This is a genomic window from Cupriavidus sp. 2KB_3 (assembly GCF_052115685.1).
In the GTDB taxonomy this organism is placed as follows: domain Bacteria; phylum Pseudomonadota; class Gammaproteobacteria; order Burkholderiales; family Burkholderiaceae; genus Cupriavidus; species Cupriavidus campinensis.
Map to the genome: position 1 here is coordinate 45,592 of NZ_JBFRHD010000011.1, position 19,724 is coordinate 65,315.

Below are 19,724 nucleotides of genomic sequence, written 5' to 3' on the forward strand. Positions count from 1 at the left end.
TCCAATGACCTGCGTCACCAGGCATCCGGCCATCCTGTTCCTCGCCATGATCGTGCTCATGGCGCTGGCGGCGGGGATCGGATTCCGGGTGCTGCGCCGCATCAGGCCGATGGCGGACGATAGCCGTGAACAGCCCATCGTTGACTACCGCACGCGCGACACCGGCGCGCTGCGGCAAATCGTGCGGGCCACCGGGCAGATCGGCGACGAGATGTGGAAGATGGTGCGCGGTGTGGCGCGTGACGCTGGTCGCCGACATCGACAGCCCGCGCGGCGGATTGATTCGCGTGCCGCCCCGGAACCTGCACAACGTGGAGGCCGCGCTGAAGCGCTAGGGCCGATGCGTTGACGCTGTTCGTCTTGAGTTGTCCTAACCGGGAGTACCAGCAATGAAGTTCGCCCCTCTCCTCATCACTGCGATGACGTTGGCCTGGACATCATCAGGGTGGGCCCAGGCCCAGCCGATCGGTGGCAAGCCAGCGACGGCCGCCACCAAGGCAGCGAACGCGGCCGTGCTGAACGAACTGCCTTTCAACGACAAGGCCGACTTCGAGGACGCCCAGCGCGGATTGGTAGCCAAGCCCGATACGCTGACCATCCGCAATGCCAAGGGCGACGTTGTCTGGGACCTAGAAGCCTACAAGCAATACATCGGGCTCGACAAGCCCGCGCCGGACACGGTCAACCCGAGCCTGTGGCGCAACGCCCAGTTGGGCATGCAGAACGGCCTGTTCAAGGTGTCCGACCGGATCTACCAGGTGCGCGGCTTCGATCTCTCGAACATCACGTTCGTGCAGGGTGACACCGGATGGATCGTGCTGGACCCGCTGATCTCTGCCGAGACGGCCAAGGCGGCGCTGGAATTCGTCACAAAAACCCTCGGGCAGAAGCCTGTGGTGGCCGTGGTGTACAGCCACTCGCACGTGGATCACTACGGCGGCGTGCGCGGCGTCGTGAACGAAGCCGATGTCCGGTCCGGGAAGGTCAAGATCTTCGCGCCGGAAGGCTTCACGGAGCATGCGGTCAGCGAGAACGTCATCGCCGGCAATGCCATGGGGCGCCGCGCCATCTATATGTATGGGGCGCTGCTGCCCCGCAACGCGCGCGGCGGCGTGAATGGCGGACTGGGGCAGACCGTGTCGACGGGCGACGCGGGGCTGATCGTACCCACGGACATCATCAGCAAGACCGGCACGGAGGTGACCGTGGATGGCGTGAAGATGGTGTTCCAGATGACGCCGGGCACCGAGGCGCCGGCGGAGATGAACACCTTCTTCCCGCAGTTCCGGGGCATGTGGATGGCCGAGAACACCACCAATACGATGCACAACATCCTGACGCTGCGTGGCGCCCAGGTGCGCGATGCGCTGAAGTGGTCGAGCTACCTGAACGAGACCATCGACACCTACGGCAAGGATGTCGACTTCAAGTTCCAGGCCCACCACTGGCCGATGTGGGGCAACGCCAAGATTATCGACTACTGGAAGAAGCAGCGCGACCTGTACAAGTACACCCATGACCAGTCGGTCAACCTGATGAACAACGGGTACACCGGGGAAGAGATCTCGGAGATGATCAAGCTCCCGCCGGAACTCGACAAGTTCTGGCCGAACCGGGGCTACTACGGCACGCTGCGTCACAACTCCCGGGCGGTCTACCAGCGCTACATGGGTTGGTACGACGGCAATCCGTCCGACCTCAACAACCTGCCGCCCGAAATGGCCGCCAAGAAGTACGTGGAGTACATGGGCGGCGAAGCTGCGGTGCTCAAGCGCGCCAGGGGCGATTTCAACAAGGGCGACTATCGCTGGACGGCAGAGGTCCTCAAGCATGTGGTATTTGCCAACCCCAACAGCAAGGCCGGCAAGGATTTGCTGGCCGATTCCCTCGAGCAGCTGGGATACCAGGCCGAGAGCGGGCCGTGGCGCTCGGTCTATCTGATGGGCGCCTATGAGCTGCGCAATGGCGTACCCAAGGCTGGCGGGACGACCACCGCCAGCCCGGACACCATCAAGGCGATGCCGCCGGAGATGCTGTTCGACTATCTGGCGGTTCGCTTGAACGGGCCGAAGGCCGCCGGCAAGAAGATCGGGCTGAACCTCGACTTCACCGACCTGAAGAAGCAGTACGGCCTGGCCGTGGAGAACGCCGTGCTCAACTATGGCAAGCCGCTGGCGCAGCCCGATGCGAAAGTCACGCTGTCGAAGGCGACACTCGATGCGATCCAGCTCAAGGAGACCACCATCGAGAACGCCATCGCCAAGGGCGATCTGAAAGTGGAGGGCCGGCGTGAGGCACTGAGCGAGTTCCTGGCCCTGCTCGACACCTTCCCGTTCTGGTTCAACATCGTGACGCCATGAAGACGACAGCCGCAGTGTTGATCACCACGTTGATGGTCGGACTGGGTTCCATACCGGCGACGGTGTCGGCGTGTGGCTCCGACTTCGTGCTCGGAGACGAAGTCGGCGCCGCCCATCCGGCCTCCATTGGCGTAGCCTTCGCGCTCCACGATGCCGTGGGCGCGGGCCGGTTGCCGGCTGCGGAGGGCGATACGGGCGAGCAGATGCGAGGGCGTGCGGACGATGCCGCACACGCGCTGGAACGGCGGCTTGCATCTGCCGGGCCGAAGCTGCCGCCCGTGGCGCTGCTGCAGGTGGAGTCGCGGCTCTGGACGCGGTATGGCGTCGCGGGCAGCCGGCACGCCGCCCGCGATGCGCATCACGAAGGGGGCCCAGTCGCTGGCGACGTGGTCGTGGTGACGGGGGAACCCGTCCTGCGCGCGCTGCTGGACGGCCGCATCGGCTGGGCGCAGGCCGTGGATGCCGGATGGGTCGTTGTCGTAGGCGAGCCGGCCGCCAAAACCCGCGTGGCGATGGTGCTGGCGGCTCGATTTGCCATGGCGGGCGGATCGTCGCTAGCGAGCCATGTAGCGAGCAGCCGGCCCTAGCCGCCCCCGAAGCGCAGTTGTCGCGCGGCGAGCGCTGCAATCGCCCGTCGCGGGAGAGGTCACCATGCAATGTTCGGTCGGAGTCTTCAACGACGTGCCCATGGCGGTCCTGTTCGTGACCGTCGGGCTGGGCTATGCGGTCGGCAAGCTCAAGATCGGGCCGATCGGGCTCGGCGGGGTGTGCGGCACGCTGATCGTTGCGCTGCTGATCGGGCAGACCGGCTGCCAGCTCCACGGCGAGCTGAAGGAGGTGGCCTTCGCGCTGTTCATCTTCGCGATGGGCTATTCCGGCGGCCCGCAGTTCTTCGCCAACCTGAACCGCTCCAGCCTGCGGTTCATGGTGCTGCCCCTGATCGAGGCGATTGCCGTCATCGCGATCGTGCTCACTGCCACGCGGATGATGGGCCTGGACCCCGGTACTGCGGCAGGGCTCGCGGCCGGCGCCGCGACCGAATCGGCCGTGGTCGGCACGGCGGCCGAAGCGCTCAAGCACCTCGGCCTGGGCGAGGCGGAAACGACGCGGATGGAATCGAACATCGCCACCGCGTACACGCTGACCTATCTGGTCGGCCTCGTCAGCATTGTCTTCTTCACCAGTCAGGTTGCGCCCGCGCTGCTGCGGCTCAACCTGAAGACGGCGTCCCGCGAGCTCGCCACCCGGCTGGAGGCCGCCTCGGACGACGACGTGGCCACGCAGCCGGCGCTGCCGCGCCTGGTGGGGCGCGCCTATCGTGCCGAAGGGGCGGCCGGGCTGACCGTCGGCCAGCTCGAAGGCCAGATTGGCGGGCGCACCCTCGTCGCGGGTCTGTTTCGCGGCGATGAATCCCTCTCAGCGGATCCGGACCAGAAGATCGAGGCCGGCGACATCGTCGCCCTGATCGGCGTGCGCGAGCGGCTGGTCAATGCGGGCGAACGGGTTGGCGTGGAGGTGTTGCCGCCGGCGGCCCACCACGATGTGCTCCAGCTCGACGAGCGCCAGGTGATCGTCAACAAGCCCGGTCTCAACGGCCGCACGCTGGGCGATCTCGCCCGGATGGCCACGCAACGGCACCTTCGCTTCGTCTGGGTCCAGCAGATCATGCGCTCCGGCATGAGCCTGCCGATCACGCCGGCGACGCAGCTGCTGCATGGCGATCGCCTGACCCTGGTGGGCACGGATCCGGCGCTGGGCGCGGCGGCGCAGGAACTTGGCACGGCCGTGCGGCACGTGGACACCACCGATCTCGTCTTCCTCTGCACGGGGATTCTGCTCGGCTTGCTGGTGGGCATGCTGTCGGCGACGGTGTACGGGGTTCCGATCTCGCTCGGCAGCGGTGGCGGGGCACTGCTGAGCGGGCTGGTGTTCGGCTGGATCAACTTCAAGCGGCCCGGGCTGGGTGACATGCCGCCGGCGGGCGTCCAGTTGCTGAAGGACCTTGGGCTCGCGGTATTCGTCGCCAGCGTGGGCTTGTCGGCGGGCCCCGATGCCATGACGCTGGTGCGCGAGCATGGCGCGATGCTGCCGCTGGTGGGCCTTGCCGTGTCGCTGGTGCCGGCTTGCCTGTCCCTGTGGATCGGCCACATGTTCCTGAAGATCGAGGGCCCGTTGCTGATTGGCGCCATCGCCGGACAGCACGTCAGCACGCCGGCGATCAGCGCCATCCTGGCGGCCAGCCAGAGCTCGGTGCCGCTGCTTGGCTACACGGTGACCTATGCCATCGCCAATGTGATGCTTCCCGTACTCGGCCCGATCATCGTCGCGCTGGCCTACCGGCTGGGTTAGCCATCCCCCGCCCGGATTTCCCATCGCCCGCCGCTGCGCACTCTGCCGCAGCCACCGCGCTCCACGCACTGTACGTTTATACAGTATAGTAGCGCCACACGAGACCCTGCCGGGACCCGCCAAGCCATCGTAAATCGCCGAGCCGATCGGAGTACGATGGTGGGCTCTGGCTGTCCAATCGCCCCCTGCATTGCGCTTAACTCATTGATTTGCGAGGCAAAATTGTCCGACCATGGCCTGATCCGCATCCGCGGCGCCCGTCAGCACAATCTCAAGAATATCGACCTTGACCTGCACACGGGCCAGATGACCGTGGTGACGGGCCCCTCGGGCTCGGGCAAGTCCAGCCTGGTCTTCGATACGCTCTACGCGGAAGGCCAGCGCCGCTACGTGGAGACCTTCAGCGCCTACGCGCGCCAGTTCCTGGACCGCATGGACCGCCCGCAGGTGGACAAGGTGGACGGCGTGCCGCCGGCCATCGCCATCGACCAGACCAACCCGGTGCGCAGCTCGCGGTCCACCGTCGGCACGATGACCGAGCTGAACGACCACCTGAAGCTGCTCTACGCGCGGGCCGCCGAACTGTTCGACCGCCAGACGGCCCTGCCGGTGCGGCATGACTCGCCCGAGACCATCTACGCCGAACTGGCCGCCCGCACCGCGCCCGGTGCGCCGTTTGCCGATGCCCGGCTGGTGGTGACCTTCCCCGTGGAACTGCCGGCCTCGGCCACCGAGGAAGAGGTGGCGCAATGGCTGTCCGTCAGCGGCTACACGCGCGTGCACGGCCAGCGCGTGGTCGAGTCCGCCACCGGCAGCCGCAAGGTGCTGGATGTGGTGGCAGACCGCTTCCGCATCGCCAATGTAGAGAAGGCCCGCGCCGTGGAAGCCATCGAAGCCTCGCTCAAGCGCGGCGGCGGGCGCGTCAGCGTGAACGTGGTGACGGATGCCGGCGATGGCCCGGTCTGGCGCTTCTCCACCGGCCTGCACAGCCCGGAAAGCGATATCCGCTACGCGGACCCGCAGCCGGCGCTGTTCTCGTTCAATTCCGCCTATGGCGCCTGCGAGACCTGCCGGGGCTTCGGCCGGGTCATCGGCGTGGACCTGGGCCTGGTGATTCCCGATAGCCGCAAGTCCCTGCGCGACGGCGCGATCAAGCCGATGCAGACGCCGGCCTGGAAGGAATGCCAGGACGACCTGATGCGCTACGCCGCCCGCGCCGGCATTCCGCGTGACCTGCCGTGGAACCAGCTCAGCGAGGCCGAGCAGCACTGGGTCATCCACGGCTCGCCGGACTGGAACGGCCAGTGGAACAAGCAGTGGTACGGCGTGATGCGGTTCTTCAACTACCTGGAGTCGAAGGCGTACAAGATGCACATCCGCGTGCTCTTGTCGAAGTACCGCAGCTACACACCGTGCGAAACCTGCGGCGGCGCCCGCCTCAAGACCGAATCGCTGCTCTGGCGCCTGGGCGACAAGGCCAATGCCGACGCCGTGCTCCAGCCGGACCACCGCTTCCTGCCGCGCGGCGTGGACTGGGACCGCACCCAGCTGGAGGCCCTGCCGGGCCTGACCGTGCACGACCTGATGCTGATGCCGATTGCCCGCATCCGCCGCTTCTTCGACGATCTGACGCTGCCGAGCGCCTTGCTCGACGACGCCCTCAAGCTGCTGCTGGCCGAGGTGCGCACGCGGCTGAAGTACCTGTGCGACGTGGGCCTGGGCTACCTGACGCTGGACCGCCAGAGCCGCACGCTGTCTGGCGGGGAGGTGCAGCGGATCAACCTGACCACGGCGCTGGGCACCTCGCTGGTCAACACGCTGTTTGTGCTCGATGAGCCGAGCATCGGCCTGCATCCGCGCGACCTGAACCGGATCGTGGAGGCGATGCACCGCCTCCGCGACGCCGGCAACACGCTGGTGGTGGTGGAGCACGACCCCTCGGTGATGCTGGCGGCCGACCGCCTGATCGATATGGGCCCCGGCCCCGGCGAGCGCGGCGGCGAGATCGTCTTCGACGGCACGCCGGCGGCCATCCGCCATGAACGCACGCTGACGGGCGACTACCTCGGTGGTCGGCGCCTTGTGACGGATGCGTCGCACTGGCAGCCACGCAAGGTCGATGCGGACACCCCGCGCCTCCGGCTGGAAGGCGCCACCGAGCACAACCTGCGCGATGTCAGCGTGGAGATTCCGCTAAACCGGCTGGTGTGCGTGACCGGCGTGTCCGGCTCGGGCAAATCCACGCTGCTGCAGGACGTGCTGTACCCGGCCATGGCGCGCCATTTCGGCAAGGCCACCGAGTCCCCGGGCGCATTCCGCGACCTGATTGGCGCCGAGCAGGTGGACGACGTGGTCTTCGTGGACCAGTCGCCCATCGGCAAGACCGCGCGCTCCAACCCGGCCAGCTACGTGGGTGCGTTCGACGAGATCCGCAAGCTGTTCGCCCGCGCGCCGCTGGCGCTCCAGCGCGGCTACACGGCCGGCACCTTCAGCTTCAATTCGGGCGATGGGCGCTGCCCAACCTGCGGCGGCTCCGGCTTCGAGCACGTGGAGATGCAGTTCCTGAGCGACGTTTACCTGCGCTGCCCCGATTGCGACGGCACGCGCTACCGCGCCGAGGTGCTCGAGGTGAAGATCGCCCGCGCCGTGCGCGGCCAGCCACCGCGCCAGCTCAGCGTGGCCGACGTGCTGGAACTGACCGTCAGCGAGGCCACGGCGCTATTCGCCGACGATGCCGCGGTGTTGCGCGTGTTGGCGCCGATTGCCGACGTGGGCCTGGAATACGTGAAGCTGGGCCAGCCCGTGCCGACGCTGTCCGGCGGAGAGGCCCAGCGGCTCAAGCTGGCCGGCTTCCTGGCCGAGACCGCGCAGGCCCAGCCGGTGAAGAACCGCAAAGCGGTGATCCTGCCCCGGCGGCTGTTCATGTTCGACGAACCGACCACCGGCCTGCATTTCGACGACATCGCCAAGCTGATGCGCGCGTTCGGCAAGCTGCTGGACGGCGGCCATTCGCTGATCGTGATCGAGCACAACCTGGACGTGATTCGCGCGGCGGACTGGCTGATCGACCTTGGGCCGGAGGGCGGCGACGCTGGCGGCGAGGTGCTGTGCGTGGGCACGCCCGAGGACGTCAAGGGTTGCGAACACTCGCATACCGGCCATGCGCTGATCCAATATGACCAGGCGATGGGCGAGGCCGGCACGCTGGCCGCCGAGCGCGCCGAAATGGCCGGGCACGGCCTGCCGTTGCAAGCCGCGTTGCAGGCCAAACGCGCGCGCCGGGCCATCGAGGGCGAGGGGGTGGTGCGCATCGTCAACGCGCACGAGCACAACCTGAAATCGTTGAATGTCGATATCCCACACGGGAAGTTCAACGTGATCACGGGCGTCTCGGGGTCGGGCAAGTCCACGCTGGCCTTCGACATCCTGTTCCACGAGGGCCAGCGCCGCTATCTGGAATCGCTGAACGCCTATGCGCGGTCGATCGTGCAGCCGGCCGGGCGGCCGGAGGTGGACGCGGTCTATGGCATTCCGCCGACGGTGGCCATCGAGCAGCGGCTGTCGCGCGGTGGCCGCAAGAGCACGGTGGCGACCACGTCCGAGGTCTGGCACTTCCTGCGCCTGCTGTACGTGAAGCTCGGCATCCAGCACTGCGTGCATGACGGCGCGCCGGTGACATCGCAGAGCGCGGCGTCCATCGTGGCGCAGCTGCTGCGCGACCATCGCGGCCAGCACGTGGGCCTGCTGGCGCCGCTGGTGGTGAACCGCAAGGGTGTCTATACGGATCTGGCCAAATGGGCCAAGGCGCGCGGCAACACCCACCTGCGCGTGGACGGCGAGTTCCTGCCCGTGGACCCCTGGCCGCGCCTGGACCGCTTCCGCGAGCACACCATCGAGCTGCCGGTGGGCGACATCGTGATTTCGGCGGATAACGAGGCGGCGCTGCGCGCGCTGCTGGACCAGACGCTGGAGGTGGGCAAGGGCGTGATGCACCTGCTGGCACCGCTGGACGGGCTGCAAGACGCCATCCACGGTGGCCGTGGCACGGGCCACGTCGGCGAAACCAAGGTTTTTTCGACGAAGCGCGCCTGCCCGGTCTGCGGCACGAGCTACCCGGAACTCGATCCGCGCATGTTCTCGTACAACAGCAAGCACGGCTGGTGCACCACCTGCGTGGGCACGGGGCTGGCGCTGACACGCGAGCAGCGCGCGGCCTTCGACGACACGGTGCTTGGCGCCGACGACAACCGTGGGCGCGAGCAGAGCCTGCCGTCCGAGGAGCAGGAACCGGAAGGCGTGGGCGATACGCCGTGCGCAGATTGCAGCGGCACGCGGCTGAACCCGGTGGCGCGCGCGGTGACCTTCGAGGCCAGCGCGATTACGGACGTCGCCCAATGGACCGTGTCCGATACACGGCGTTGGGTGGACGGCCTGCGGCTGAAAGGCCGCGACGCCGAGATTGCGCGTGACGTGGTGTCGGAAATCGCCAGCCGGCTGCAATTCCTGGAGGAAGTGGGGCTGGGCTACCTGAGCCTGGACCGGGCCGCGCCGAGCCTTTCGGGCGGCGAAGCGCAGCGCATCCGCCTGGCGGCGCAACTGGGCAGCAACCTGCAGGGCGTGTGCTACGTGCTGGACGAACCGACCATCGGCCTGCATCCGCGCGACAACCAGATCCTGCTGGACGCCCTGCGCAAGCTTGGCGACAAGGGCAATACGCTGGTCGTGGTGGAGCATGACGAGGACACCATCCGCCGTGCCGACCACATCATCGATATTGGCCCCGGCGCTGGCAAGCGCGGCGGCCATCTCGTGGCGCAGGGCGGCGTGGCGGCGCTGGCTGCCGCGCCGGACTCCACCACGGGCCAGTTCCTGGCGCGGCCGATCATCCACCCGCTCCAGCCGCGCCGCGCGGTGCGGCCGGCGCGTGCGGGCCGGGAAGCCGAGCCGGCGCAATGGCTGACGGTGGAGGGCGCCCATCTGCACAACCTGCGCCATGTCACGGCGCGGATTCCGCTGGCGCGGCTGGTGGCGATTACCGGGGTGTCAGGCTCGGGCAAGTCCACGCTCGCGCGGGACGTGCTGATGACCAACCTGCTGGACGCCGTGGGGCGCTCGGTGATGTCGTCGCCAGCCACGCGCCGGGCGCGTGCCGCCGCCGAGAAGGCGGGCAAGCCCACGGCGACGCGTACGCTCAATGTGGAACATGCGTGGCATGGTTGCGCGTCGATCACCGGGTGGGAGTCCATCGACCGCGTGCTGGAGGTGGACCAGACCCCCATCGGCAAGACGCCGCGCTCGTGCCCGGCCACCTATATCGGGGTCTGGGACGCGATCCGGAAGATGTTTGCGGAAACACTGGAGGCCAAGGCGCGCGGCTACAGCGCCTCGCGCTTCTCGTTCAATACCGGCGAGGGGCGCTGCCCGGCCTGCGAGGGGCAGGGCGTGCGTACCATCGGCATGAGCTTCCTGCCCGATGTGAAGGTGCCTTGCGATGTTTGCCACGGCCAGCGCTTCAACCCCGAGACGCTGGCGGTGACCTGGCGCGGCAAGAACATCGGCGAAGTGCTGACCATGGAGATCGACGAGGCGGTGGAGTTCTTCGGCGCCATCACGCAGATCGCCCATCCGCTGCAACTGATGAAGGATGTCGGCCTGGGCTACCTGACGCTGGGGCAGCCATCGCCCACGCTGTCTGGCGGGGAGGCACAGCGGATCAAGCTGGTGACGGAGCTGTCGAAGGTGCGCGACGACATCACGCGCCGGGGCCAGAAGGCGCCGCACACGCTGTACGTGTTGGACGAACCGACCGTGGGCCTGCATATGGCCGATGTGGCGCGGCTGATTCGCGTGTTGCACCGGCTGACCGATGGCGGCCACAGCGTGGTGGTGATCGAGCATGACCTCGACGTGATTGCCGAAGCGGACTGGATCATCGACCTCGGCCCGGAAGGCGGGGCGGCCGGCGGGACGATCGTTGGTGCGGCGGACCCGGAGGCGCTGTCGCGAATCGCGGCGAGCCACACGGGCGCGGCGCTTGTGCCAGTGCTGGCGCGCGAACCACAAGAAGGCGCCGAGCGGGAAAAGCGGGGGATTGCGGTCTAATGACGGTCGAATAAGGTCGAATAAGGTCGAATAAGGTCGAAAGTGACGAAAGCGACGTCATCCGGGTTGCTCCCACTGCATTCCTGGCATAGAGTCGTTCCGATATCCCCGTCATCCGACGGTCCGTAGTCGATACCGGAACCGACCCGATGCCCCGTTTTTCGTCACGCTTTTTCTCCCGCTTCTGTTTCCGTTCCTCTGCTTTGCCGGCGGCCAGCCTGGGGCTGGTCACGGTCGCCTTGCTGGCGGCCTGCACCACGCCGCCTCCGGCGCCACCGCAGCGGATGCCGGCGCCACCCGCCACCACGATCACGCCAGCGCCGGGCGGCGCCTATGGCGCTGCCGGTGGCCTGAGCCGGTCGCAGATGGAAGCCGCCGGCAACGCCTGCGAAAAAGCCGTGACCAGCGCGGTCAAGCAGCGCTATCCGAAGCCCGGCAGCGTGATGATGATGCCGGACCGCGAGCGGATCTATCAGCAGAGCAGTACGCAGACCGGCGTTAACGGCGAGGGCACCTTCGAGCCCGATGCTTCCGACGCGGCCATGTCGTTCCGCTACACCTGCCTGTTCAACACGCGCACCAACCGCGTGGACGACGTGCAGATGCGGTACTGATTCGTTGGTGCTGATTCGTTGACTTATCCAGTATCTCGCTGACATCGCGTCCGTAACGGTGGGGAACCCCTCCCCATCGGCTGCGATCTCCCGGCAACTTCCCCCTGATCTATTAAGCGGACGCTGAGGCGCCTTCAGCAGGCCCGCGCGTTTTCCCGTATTGTCTCGATTTGGCGACAAGGACGGCCCCCGATGGGGTCAAGCCGGTCCGGCGCCTTCGCCCCCGATCGCCCCTACTGGTATCCGACCGTGCAGACCCCCGCCAGCCAGCCGTCCTCCGCGCAGCCCAATCCCGCCACGCAGCCCCCGCTCGACAACGCCATGACGCCGCGCGAGAAGCGCGGCATGGCGGCGATCATGATCGCGGTAGCGCTGGCCACGCTCGATACGGCCATCGCCAACACTGCGCTGCCGGCCATCGCGGCGGACTTGCGCAGTACCCCGCAGGCCTCGGTCTGGATCATCAACGCCTACCAACTGGCGATGGTGGCCACGCTGCTGCCGTTTGCCGCATTGAGCGGCATCGTCGGTCATCGGCGCATGTACCTGAGCGGGGTCATCGTCTTTGTCATCTCCTCGGTGATCTGCGCGATGGCGTGGTCACTGCCGTCGCTGGCTGCCGCGCGGGCGCTGCAGGGCATCGGCGCCGCCGCCATCATGAGCGTGAACACGGCGCTGATTTCCGCGATTTTTCCGATGCACCGGCTCGGGCGCGGGCTGGGGCTGAACGCGCTGATCGTCGGAGTGTCGTTCGCCGTCGGGCCGACCGTGGCATCCGTCATTCTCTCGTTCGGCACCTGGCCGTGGCTGTTCGCCGTGAACCTGCCGATCGGGCTGCTGGCGCTGTCGATCGGCTGGCGCTCGCTGCCGGAAAGCAAGCGCAGCACGCATGGCTTCGACCCCGTGGCGGCCGTGCTCAACGTCATCACCTTCGCGGCGCTGATCTTCGCGCTCGGCGAGGGCGTGCAGCGCGAGCCAGTGGAATACGTGGTGGCTGCCGCCGCGGTGTTCGCCATCGCTTTCGTGCTGCTGCTGCGCCGCGAGCGCGGCCACCCGGCGCCGATGCTGCCGGTGGACCTCTTCCGCCGGCCAATGTTCGCGCTCTCCACGCTGACCGCCGTCTGCTCGTTTGCCGCGCAGGGGCTGGCCTTTGTGTCGCTGCCGTTCTATTTCGAGCATGTGCTGGGGCGCAACCCGGTGGAAACCGGCTTCCTGCTCACCCCTTGGTCTGCCGTGGTGGCCCTGATGGCGCCGCTGGCGGGGCGCCTGTCTGACCGCTATCCGCCCGGCCTGCTCGGCGGGGTGGGGCTGGCCGTGATGGCGGCCGGCATGGCGTCGCTGGCGATGATGCCGGCGGACGCCAGCGCGCTGAACATCGGCATCCGCATGGCGATCTGTGGGGCTGGTTTTGGCTTCTTCCAGTCGCCGAACCTCAAGGCGTTGATGGGCAGCGCACCGCGCGAGCGCTCGGGCGGTGCGAGCGGGGTGATTGCCACGGCCCGCCTGATCGGCCAGGCCATGGGCGCTGCGCTGGTGGCGCTGTCCTTCAGCATCGCCGGCGAACATGGCCCGACTCTGGCGCTGTCGCTCGGCGCCGGCTTTGCCGGGCTGGCGGCCATCGCCAGCGGCCTGCGGCTGGTGACGCCGCAAAGTGCGGACAGCGCGGACAGCGCCGCCATGCGGGCCACCGGCAAGTAAGCGGCAAATAGGCGGGAAATAAGCGGCGCCGCTTTGTGCGCGCACGGCTTGTAGAAACTGCATGCCGTGAGTGAATTATTCGCCACACCGAGCGCCCGCCGGGCTCGGTATGAAACTTGCCGTTTCTTCCGTATCGGGGCCGCGACTCGCGCCCCAGTCCATGGAGGAACGCAATGAAGCGATCAGACGACTATGGCCAACGCCGGTGGCCGGACCAGCGTTACGGCGGCTCGGAGCAAGGCTACGGTCACGTACCGGGCGATGATCGGAACTGGCGGGGACGGGACCTGTCGGGCGGCCGGTACGGCAACACGCGCGACCGCAATCCCTACGACGCCAGCGACAACGCCTGGAACGCGCCCGAAGACAGCGTGCGTGATGGCGGCGCCTGGCGACGCGGCCGCACGGAGGGGAGCCAGTGGGGTCGCCAGGGCAACCAGGCGCGTGGGGGCCCGGTCTACTATCCGGCCCGCTCCACCTTCGACGAGAACCGCGACGAGAGCGCGCCCCACAACCGGGGCTACGTCAGCGCCTACAGCAGCGGCTATGAGGATGGCTATCAGGCCGCCTCGCGCTCCCCGGCAGAGCCCGCCCGGGGCGCCGACTCCTATCCGCCGCACGAGCCCTCCCAGCCCTCCCAGCCCTACCAGCCCCAGCGCGGCTACGAGGCAGACGCCGGCCGCAACTACCGCCAGCGTTCACGCGGCGACCAGTCATTCGGGCAGGAGCGGTCGCCCTATGGCTATTCGCGCCGGGTGGGGCCGAAGAACTACACGCGCAGCGACGAGCGCATCCGCGAGGAACTTTGTGAACGGCTGGCCCATGAGTCTGGGCTGGACGTGAGCGAGGTGGATGTCACCGTCATGGGCAGCATCGTCACCCTGACCGGCTCGGTGGACAACCGGCGCATCAAGTACGAGGTGGAAGACATCGCCGATGACACCTTCGGCGTGACGGATGTGATCAACAAGCTCCACATCCGCCCATATGGCGTGCTGGCATCGGAATAAGCCGGTCCCACGCCCAATACGATGCCCCGGTCCGCCGGGGCATTTTTCATGGCGGGTTTCATGGCCGGGAGGGCGACCTACAGATCGCTGCCGTTGGGCGGATTCTCCATGCGCTTGTCGGTCTGGTCGGCGCGGTCGACCGGGGTGTCGGACGGCAGGGATTCGGCGGCGCGCTGTACTTCCTCAGAGATCTCGTCCTCGGGGTTGTCTTCCTCGGTGGCAACGTGGAGGTCGCGCTCGGTCTGTCCCATTTCGAGTTCCAGTTCGCGTTCCAGGTCGCCGGCATCGGTGTCGAGGTTGGGGTCGAGCGTGCTCGGGATGCTTGCGGGGTCGCTGGCGCCGGTCTGGTCCGCTTGTCGGGCCGGCGTGTCATGCGGATGGCGGGACCTTTTGCTCATGATGGGGCTCCTGATGATCGTTTTCACATGTCCTTCGACTCGGAAGGGCGGCAAGTTGCATGCCAGTCGGCACATCCCGCGCGGCAGGGCGGCCAGCATGCGCTACGGCACGGACGAGGGTTTTCACCAAGACCCGCCGCCGCCTATAGTTCCAGGCAGGGGACCGCGACACACATGCGTCATGCAGACCGCCCGCCAGAGGCTGGAATGCCAATTGCTCAGGGATGGTGGGCTGCGTGACCCACGCGGTGCAGGGCACCGCCGGGCGTCAGCCAGGGAGATCACGATGAACTTGTCCGGCATCCTGGTGACGATGAGCCTCGCCTCATCGGTGGCCGTCTCCTCCACGCCCGTGGAAAAACAACTCCTCTCGATCAGTCCGCGCGACTTCGCCCACCAGTTCAACGCGGTGGCCACGGGCGCTGGGTCTCGCCTCACGCTGCCCGATTTCCGCGCCAAACCCGGCTGGCATCGCGCTACCACCAGCGAGGGCATTTCCGTGCTCGTGCGCGCGGCCCACACCGGGTACGCCATCGACGAGGTGGTGGTGGTCTGCCGCGCCGTGGAACAATGCCTGATGACGATCTGCACGGCTGCGCTCGCCATCGACGCCACGGTGGACCCGGTGCTGCTCCAGCGCTTCATTGCCGCGCGCATCGCTGCGCAACTGGGCGAGGTGGCCCTGGTCATGTCGGGTCTGGTGTATCTGGTGGTGTCGCCCAAGAACGACGATTACGTGGCGTTGGTGATCCGGCCGTACCAGCCGCAACAGGAACTGACCGCGCCGCGCCAGGCGGGGCTGCTGCACGCCGCCTATCCGCAAGGCTAGGACGCTCCCGTCTTCCTTCTACCGTCTAATGTACCGGCGGACTCATGCGCCGGGAGGCCATGCCCGCAGCCCGCGCCGGGGAGAACTCGGCCACACGCTGTTCCAGCAGCCGTTGCAATTCTGTCGCGCCCCGGTAGTAGTGCGCAAGCAGCAGCCGCAGGTCCGGGTCGTCGATCGGCTCGCGCAGCAGCGCGCCATAGGCGCTGGCCGCTCGGCCCGCCTGTTGTGCCGCGTGGCGCAGCAGCAGCAACTCGCCGGCGTCCGCCGAGGGCATGCCGGCGCTGCCCGGCGCGTCGCGGCGCGGCGGGGGCACGGAAGCGCCGTGCAAAGTACCGTGTCCGTCGCCCAGCGTGGCCCCGGCCCGGACGGCGAGTTCGGCCGCCGCACAGCGCTGCATATTCGCGCGATGGGCCAGCACGGCGCGCATCTGCGGGTCAGACGCCGCGGCGACCACGGCGGACAACGACTCTGCGCACGACTGGGCATGTTGGCTCAATCGGGCGAGTGTAGTAGTCAATGCATCCATCAACGTCTCCGTCATGTCCTTGCGGTTGTCTTGTCATGTCTCACTGTAGGAGACCGCAGCCGCTCCGGGACGAAAGGCCGATCCATATCTCCCTGAAATTTCGTGCAGATCAGTCTTGCACGCATGCAAGCCGCGCAATACGTGCACCACGCGCAAGCGCCAAAGCGCCGCCCCGCTGCAAGACGCAGTTGGGCGGCGCGGGGCCGGTCGGCGGGCTGGTTGAGAATTAGCGCTTGGTGCCCGGGGCCGGGTCCGGCGAATCACCCTTCGGGCCGGATGGCGCATCGGCGGTCGGCACGGCCGGGGCGCCTTGCTCGCGCGGCTTCTTCGAGCGTGCCGTGGAATCCTTCTTGGTCGTGGTGCTGTCCTTTTGCATGGTCGAGCCGCTGCTCATCGTGCCGCTGCCGCCGGGTTGGGTGGCGGAAGGCAGCGTGCCGCGCTGCGTGCTGGGGCCTTCCGGGGCCGGGGGTGCGCTGGGGTTCGGCACGTTCGGCGAGACGGGGGCCTGGCCGCCCCCCTGGGCCATGGCGGGCATCGCGATCAGTGCGCTGAGGGCGAGGGCGGTGGCGGTAAGCGTGCGTTTCATGTTGGTTTCTCCAAGATTGTGTCCTCACGGTACTTCCACGATATTCGGGACGGCCGCCGGCCACTTGGGGGCGATGCCTGAAACACATGTAGGACATCGACTACTTGCCCGCCGCGCCGGTGCAGGCTTTTGCACCTTTTATATCGGCATGTAAAAGGGGGACGGGGCGAGCACGCCCGGCGTGCGCCGTGGAGCGCACGAGCCCCGTTGCAGCGTGCGGTATGGAATTTGCGTCCCTGGTCAAAGGCAACCGCGTGGCGCGGCACGACAGCGCCGCGATCGACGATCAACCGGAGATCGACATGAACCAGGGCAACAACAGGGGCAACTACGGGGGCGGCGGGTCTGACGACCGCGCCTCGGGCGGCAACGGCAGTGACCGCGACGACGATCGCAACACCGACGACCAACGCGACCAACGCAGCAGCGCCCAGCGCGCCGGTTGGCAGAATCAGGGCGGCAACCACTGGCAGGCGCAGCGCCAGCAACAGGCCGACAGCGGCGGCTGGCTGTCCCATCAGCAGCAAGGGAACCCGCAACAAGGCGGCGGCTCGGACTGGCAAGGACGCGCCAGCCAGCAGCAGGGCGGCGGCAACGACTGGCAGAACAACTGGCAGGGCAGCGGCCAGCAAGGTGCTGACCGGTCATCGTCGCAGGAATCCTCCGTGCGGACGGGAAGCGGCTACGGCGGCTATCAGGGTCAGGCCGAGCGCTACGGCAATGAGCAGAACGAGCGCAGCCGGGGCGAGCGTGAACGTTATGGTGACGATCCATCGTCTTCGTCCCTCTACGGCCAGCGCAGCGGCTATGGCGGCGAGCCGCGCCGCATGGAAGCCCACCGCTACGGCGGCAACCGCGCTGGCGAGGGCTGGAACCCCGGCGGCGGGCGCGATCTGGGCGGCCCCAGTGGCTATGGCGAAGACCGCTATGGCGAATATGGCGAAGGCCAGCAGCGCGGATCCCGCGAGCGCTTCGTCGGCGCGGGCGAGCGCGAGCGCTGGGGCGACTGGCATCAGGAAGGCCGTGCGGGACGTGGCAGTGAATGGTCGAGCCAGCAAGGGAGTGCGAGAGATGAATGGCGCCAGGGCCGCAGCCCGAGGGGCGGGCAGGACTGGAGCCAGGGCCGCGCGCGCGGCGGCTGGGAAAGCCAGCAGCAGAACCGGCGCATGCAGGAGCAGTCCCCCCGCATGCAGGAGCGCAGCCGCCAGATGAGCGGGCAGTGGCCCAACACGTCGCGCAGCAGCGGAGCACCGTGGGAGGAGCCGAGTCGTTCGCCGGACATGCGCACTCACTATCCCGGGGCCTATGGCGTGTCCGATTACGAAACGTCCGGCGGTCAGCAGGGCACCCGCAACTGGGGTGGGCCGGCCTCCGGCTCACGGGGGTACGGCGGCTACGGCGGCTACGGCGGCTACGGCGGCGCCAACCGCTCGGCAGGCTTCGACCGGGCCGGGTATGACCGCGACGACCGGGCTTACGAGCAGTTCACCGGCGCCAATGAGCGCAGTTCTCTCAATCGCGGCCATGGCGGGGCGGGCGGCTCGGCGGCGGCGCGTGCCCAGCGCGTGGCGCCCAAGGGTTACCAGCGCTCCGACGAACGCATTCGCGAAGACCTCTGCGAGCGCCTGACCCACAGCGGCCGCCTCAACGTCCGCGACGTGGAGGTGACGGTGTCAGGCGGCGTGGTCACCCTGAGCGGCTCGGTGATGGACCGCCAGCAGAAGTACCGCATCGAGGATATGGCCGACGACGTGTTCGGCGTGAAGGACGTGCAGAACCAGTTGCGGGTCCAGCGCGAGGGGGCTGCCCAGTCCGGCAGCCAATCGGACAGGCAATCGGACAGGCAATCGGGCACCCAATCCGGCAGCCGCCTCAGCGGGATGAGCAGCTCGGGGAGCGCCACCGGATCCTCCGCCAGCAGCTATACGGGCGGGCTGGAGGCCGGCAAGAGCGGCAAGGCGCCCGCGATTGAGCAGCACCTTGGCTCGACCACGCCGGGGAAATCATCGACCTGAGCATCGACCTGAGCATCGACCCGAGCATCGACCTGAGCATCGACCCGAGCGTCTGGTTGACCGCCGGTACCGCATCGCGACGCCGCAGCGCGCCGCGATGCGGCGGTCCCCCCAAATCAGGAGCCACCATGACTGAACTGAACCCGGCGCCCGGCAGCCAGCGCGCCACGCGCGTGCGCTCCGATGCGTCGCTGCAGGACCTGCTCTGCGAATGCCTCTGGCGCAGCGGGATCGATGTCAGCGAGGTGTCGCTGACCGTACGGGAAGGCGAGGTGACGCTGGAAGGCGCCATCGGCACCCGCGCAGACCGCGCGCGCATCGAGGACACCATCGACCACATTCCCGGCGTGCGCGCCGTGGAGAACCGCGTCCGCGTGGCGCCTGACCGCACCGGGGCAGGCCGCTAGCGGAGACGGAGACACCCAAGCCGGACGTTGCAACGCAGGACGACCATCCGCATCACAGCAAGAAGAAGGAGACGCCCATGCCATTCGCCTATGCAGGAACGCGCCGCCGGCGCAATCGGGACCGCCGTCGCGCCCATGATGCGATCGGCGCCGATGCTGGCCAGCGCGGCGACAACCCGCAGGCCCCGCAGCCCAGCACGGAGTCGGGCCCGCAGTCCAGCCCGCAGTCCAGTCCGCAGTCGGGCCCGCAATCAAACCCGCTGGAGGAGCGGGGCAAGCAGGAAGGGCGGGGCAATGCGCCGCCCGGCGTGGGCGAGCAGGACCTCCACGACCCGGGCAGCCGGGACCCCGATGCGCCGCCGGTGGACAACCGCTCCTGACACGCCTCCCCAACGCAAAAACGCCCCCGAGGGGGCGTTGTCACAGGGAGGGATGGGGCTGGACGGGCCTGGACGGGCCTGGACGCGGGTCAGGCCGCAGCCATGCGCGCAATCCCGCAATCCGTCTGGAACTTGGGGGGGCCGCCGGACGTATCGGCCTGCCCCTCTGCCACCTCTGCCACCTCTGCTACCGCTTCGGCTTCCTCAGCCTGTTCGTCCTCCACGCGCAGCGAGACCTTCAGGCGTGCCGCCGCCGCCCGGCCCACCCGGATGGCTTCGTCCCGGGTCTTGTGACGGCTGATGGCGCGCGGCACGCCGTCGGCGCGCAGATCCCAAAAGCCGTCGTTCAACACGATGTGAAAATTCTTCGGCATGGTGAAAGTGCTCCTGGTCGCTTCCCGAATGATGAGAGGTCCGTCTCCACGCGGACTGCCAATATTCTCGGATGGC

General features: G+C 67.9%; 16 protein-coding genes. 12 read left to right on the forward strand and 4 right to left on the reverse strand.

What is annotated here, in order from left to right:
* Positions 1-4: 4 nt before the first annotated feature.
* The 8 genes from AB4120_RS13575 to AB4120_RS13610 all read left to right on the forward strand — a co-directional run bounded on the left by AB4120_RS13575 (position 5) and on the right by AB4120_RS13610 (position 14,133).
* On the forward strand, positions 5-349 hold the full coding sequence (locus AB4120_RS13575; RefSeq protein WP_262389804.1) for a hypothetical protein: 345 nt from the start codon (positions 5-7) through the stop codon (positions 347-349).
* A 40-nt stretch (positions 350-389) separates the two neighbouring features.
* Complete coding sequence (locus tag AB4120_RS13580; protein ID WP_149139248.1) at positions 390-2,360, forward strand: alkyl sulfatase dimerization domain-containing protein; 1,971 nt, start codon at positions 390-392, stop codon at positions 2,358-2,360.
* A complete protein-coding gene (locus tag AB4120_RS13585) occupies positions 2,357-2,947 on the forward strand; it encodes a hypothetical protein (protein WP_149139249.1) in 591 nt (196 codons plus the stop codon). The genes AB4120_RS13580 and AB4120_RS13585 overlap by 4 nt, the downstream gene beginning before the upstream one ends.
* 64 nt (positions 2,948-3,011) lie before the next feature.
* On the forward strand, positions 3,012-4,709 hold the full coding sequence (aspT, locus tag AB4120_RS13590; protein WP_149139250.1) for an aspartate-alanine antiporter: 1,698 nt from the start codon (positions 3,012-3,014) through the stop codon (positions 4,707-4,709).
* A gap of 222 nt (positions 4,710-4,931) precedes the next feature.
* On the forward strand, positions 4,932-10,811 hold the full coding sequence (gene uvrA, locus AB4120_RS13595; RefSeq protein ID WP_441642374.1) for an excinuclease ABC subunit UvrA: 5,880 nt from the start codon (positions 4,932-4,934) through the stop codon (positions 10,809-10,811).
* A 149-nt stretch (positions 10,812-10,960) separates the two neighbouring features.
* Positions 10,961-11,425, forward strand: a complete 465-nt coding sequence (locus AB4120_RS13600) for a short-chain fatty acid transporter (protein WP_262389805.1) — start codon at positions 10,961-10,963, stop codon at positions 11,423-11,425.
* 321 nt (positions 11,426-11,746) lie between these two features.
* A complete protein-coding gene (locus tag AB4120_RS13605) occupies positions 11,747-13,123 on the forward strand; it encodes an MFS transporter (protein ID WP_149139435.1) in 1,377 nt (458 codons plus the stop codon).
* Between the two features lie 173 nt (positions 13,124-13,296).
* Positions 13,297-14,133 carry a BON domain-containing protein gene (locus tag AB4120_RS13610; RefSeq protein WP_262389806.1) on the forward strand — a complete coding sequence of 279 codons (837 nt, stop codon included), beginning with the start codon at positions 13,297-13,299 and terminating at the stop codon, positions 14,131-14,133.
* 77 nt (positions 14,134-14,210) lie between these two features.
* Here AB4120_RS13610 and AB4120_RS13615 read toward each other — a convergent pair whose 3' ends face one another.
* The gene (locus AB4120_RS13615) at positions 14,211-14,531 is read right to left on the reverse strand and encodes a hypothetical protein (RefSeq protein WP_149137664.1); all 321 of its coding nucleotides are present in this window, start codon (positions 14,529-14,531) and stop codon (positions 14,211-14,213) included.
* A gap of 286 nt (positions 14,532-14,817) precedes the next feature.
* On the opposite strand from AB4120_RS13615, the gene AB4120_RS13620 reads away from it, so the two are divergent.
* Entirely contained in the window at positions 14,818-15,360 is a 543-nt protein-coding gene (locus AB4120_RS13620; RefSeq protein ID WP_149137665.1) for a malto-oligosyltrehalose synthase, read from the forward strand.
* Between the two features lie 25 nt (positions 15,361-15,385).
* On the opposite strand, the gene AB4120_RS13625 is transcribed toward AB4120_RS13620, so the two are convergent.
* Positions 15,386-15,814 (reverse strand): hypothetical protein, encoded by a 429-nt coding sequence (locus tag AB4120_RS13625; RefSeq protein ID WP_262389929.1) that lies wholly within the window; start codon positions 15,812-15,814, stop codon positions 15,386-15,388.
* A gap of 298 nt (positions 15,815-16,112) precedes the next feature.
* A complete protein-coding gene (locus tag AB4120_RS13630) occupies positions 16,113-16,472 on the reverse strand; it encodes a hypothetical protein (RefSeq protein WP_441642375.1) in 360 nt (119 codons plus the stop codon).
* A 221-nt stretch (positions 16,473-16,693) separates the two neighbouring features.
* On the opposite strand from AB4120_RS13630, the gene AB4120_RS13635 reads away from it, so the two are divergent.
* The 3 genes from AB4120_RS13635 (at position 16,694) to AB4120_RS13645 (ending at position 19,274) form a co-directional block, all read left to right on the forward strand.
* On the forward strand, positions 16,694-18,487 hold the full coding sequence (locus tag AB4120_RS13635) for a BON domain-containing protein (protein WP_262389808.1): 1,794 nt from the start codon (positions 16,694-16,696) through the stop codon (positions 18,485-18,487).
* Between the two features lie 128 nt (positions 18,488-18,615).
* Positions 18,616-18,894 (forward strand): BON domain-containing protein, encoded by a 279-nt coding sequence (locus AB4120_RS13640; protein ID WP_149137667.1) that lies wholly within the window; start codon positions 18,616-18,618, stop codon positions 18,892-18,894.
* Between the two features lie 77 nt (positions 18,895-18,971).
* Positions 18,972-19,274: a hypothetical protein gene (locus AB4120_RS13645; RefSeq protein WP_149137668.1), complete on the forward strand. Its 303-nt coding sequence runs from the start codon at positions 18,972-18,974 to the stop codon at positions 19,272-19,274.
* 89 nt (positions 19,275-19,363) lie between these two features.
* Here AB4120_RS13645 and AB4120_RS13650 read toward each other — a convergent pair whose 3' ends face one another.
* Complete coding sequence (locus AB4120_RS13650) at positions 19,364-19,648, reverse strand: DUF2188 domain-containing protein (RefSeq protein ID WP_441642376.1); 285 nt, start codon at positions 19,646-19,648, stop codon at positions 19,364-19,366.
* Positions 19,649-19,724: the final 76 nt, after the last annotated feature.

Bases quoted from the DNA above. Each gene is read 5' to 3' on its own strand.
- aspT (WP_149139250.1), top strand. From the start codon at position 3,012: ATGCAATGTTCGGTCGGAGTCTTCAACGACGTGCCCATGGCGGTCCTG.
- AB4120_RS13585 (WP_149139249.1), top strand. From the start codon at position 2,357: ATGAAGACGACAGCCGCAGTGTTGATCACCACGTTGATGGTCGGACTG.
- AB4120_RS13580 (WP_149139248.1), top strand. From the start codon at position 390: ATGAAGTTCGCCCCTCTCCTCATCACTGCGATGACGTTGGCCTGGACA.
- AB4120_RS13645 (WP_149137668.1), top strand. From the start codon at position 18,972: ATGCCATTCGCCTATGCAGGAACGCGCCGCCGGCGCAATCGGGACCGC.
- AB4120_RS13635 (WP_262389808.1), top strand. From the start codon at position 16,694: ATGGAATTTGCGTCCCTGGTCAAAGGCAACCGCGTGGCGCGGCACGAC.
- AB4120_RS13575 (WP_262389804.1), top strand. From the start codon at position 5: ATGACCTGCGTCACCAGGCATCCGGCCATCCTGTTCCTCGCCATGATC.
- AB4120_RS13640 (WP_149137667.1), top strand. From the start codon at position 18,616: ATGACTGAACTGAACCCGGCGCCCGGCAGCCAGCGCGCCACGCGCGTG.
- AB4120_RS13620 (WP_149137665.1), top strand. From the start codon at position 14,818: ATGAACTTGTCCGGCATCCTGGTGACGATGAGCCTCGCCTCATCGGTG.
- AB4120_RS13605 (WP_149139435.1), top strand. From the start codon at position 11,747: ATGACGCCGCGCGAGAAGCGCGGCATGGCGGCGATCATGATCGCGGTA.
- AB4120_RS13650 (WP_441642376.1), bottom strand. From the start codon at position 19,648: ATGCCGAAGAATTTTCACATCGTGTTGAACGACGGCTTTTGGGATCTG.
- AB4120_RS13615 (WP_149137664.1), bottom strand. From the start codon at position 14,531: ATGAGCAAAAGGTCCCGCCATCCGCATGACACGCCGGCCCGACAAGCG.
- AB4120_RS13630 (WP_441642375.1), bottom strand. From the start codon at position 16,472: ATGAAACGCACGCTTACCGCCACCGCCCTCGCCCTCAGCGCACTGATC.
- AB4120_RS13610 (WP_262389806.1), top strand. From the start codon at position 13,297: ATGAAGCGATCAGACGACTATGGCCAACGCCGGTGGCCGGACCAGCGT.
- AB4120_RS13600 (WP_262389805.1), top strand. From the start codon at position 10,961: ATGCCCCGTTTTTCGTCACGCTTTTTCTCCCGCTTCTGTTTCCGTTCC.